1 protein-coding gene is annotated in these 1,081 nt (G+C 65.6%); it reads right to left on the reverse strand.

Going from position 1 to position 1,081, the window contains the following annotated elements; genetic code table 11:
• Positions 1–12: 12 nt before the first annotated feature.
• The gene (locus tag IEZ24_RS21410; RefSeq protein WP_191192901.1) at positions 13–978 is read right to left on the reverse strand and encodes an IS481 family transposase; all 966 of its coding nucleotides are present in this window, start codon (positions 976–978) and stop codon (positions 13–15) included.
• Positions 979–1,081: the final 103 nt, after the last annotated feature.

Raw genomic sequence — 1,081 nt, forward strand, 5'->3', positions numbered from 1 at the left:
TGTACCCGGCCATCAGGTTGGTAGCAGTCGGCTGATCGGCGGCTTGCCCTTGAGTGAGCTGTGGCGGCGTTCAGTGTTGTAGTACTCGAGCCAAGGGGCAAGTGCAGCGGTGCGGTCGTCGTTGCTGGTGAAGACTTGGCGGTAGGCCCACTCGGTCGCCAGGGTTCGGTTCAGCCTCTCCACCTTCCCGTTCTGCCATGGGCAGTGAGGGCGGATGAACTTCTGCCTGATCTGGTGTGCCGCGCAGACCTCACGCAGCGACCACCGGTAGGCCCAGGCGTTGTCGGTCATCAGTCGCTCGATTCGGGTGATGCCGTGCTCGGCGAAGTAGGCGATGGCGCGTTCGAGGAAGCCTGCGCAGGTGGCGCCCTTCTCGTCGGGCAGGACCTCGCTGTAGGCCAGCCTGGAGTGGTCATCGACCAGTGAGTGGACGTAGTCGAAGCCGACTTTTGTCGACCGGTCGCGCTGGATCGACCCGGATGCTCGTCCGTGGGCCTTCCAGCCGCCGCCGTCGGGGATCCGACCGAGCTTCTTCACGTCCATGTGGACCAGCTCACCCGGCCGGTCGCGCTCGTAGCGGACCGCGCTCTGTTTCGAGGACCGGATCACCTCACCGGTCATCGGGTCGAGCTCGCGCAGGTAGGGCACCTCGTGGCGGCGCAGGATCCTCGAGACCGTCCTGGCCGGCACGCCGACCTTCGGGCCGAGGGTGTCGGGGCCTTCACGGTGCTCGACACGCGCGGCCACCACCTCGGCCTCGACTTCAGGGCTGGTCCTGGCCGGCATCGTGTGCGGACGCGAGGACCGGTCGTGCAGACCCGCCAGCCCTTCCTCGTCGTAGCGATCGATCCACTTCTTCACGCACTTGCGAGATACACCCATCGCTGACGCGATGTGCGCCTTGGGCATGCCACCTCGATGGCGTTCAACGATCAGCAACCGACCACGGAAGGTCAGCCGGGCATTACCGTGGGACACGAGAACCTCCGGTTGGGCGTGGGCCTTAGACAAGCCACATCCCACTCGGAGGTTCTCGCTCGTTCAACCAGGCTCGCTGCTACCAACGTCCTGGCCGGGTACA

It is taken from the genome of Nocardioides ganghwensis, assembly GCF_014779655.1.
GTDB lineage: Bacteria > Actinomycetota > Actinomycetes > Propionibacteriales > Nocardioidaceae > Nocardioides > Nocardioides ganghwensis.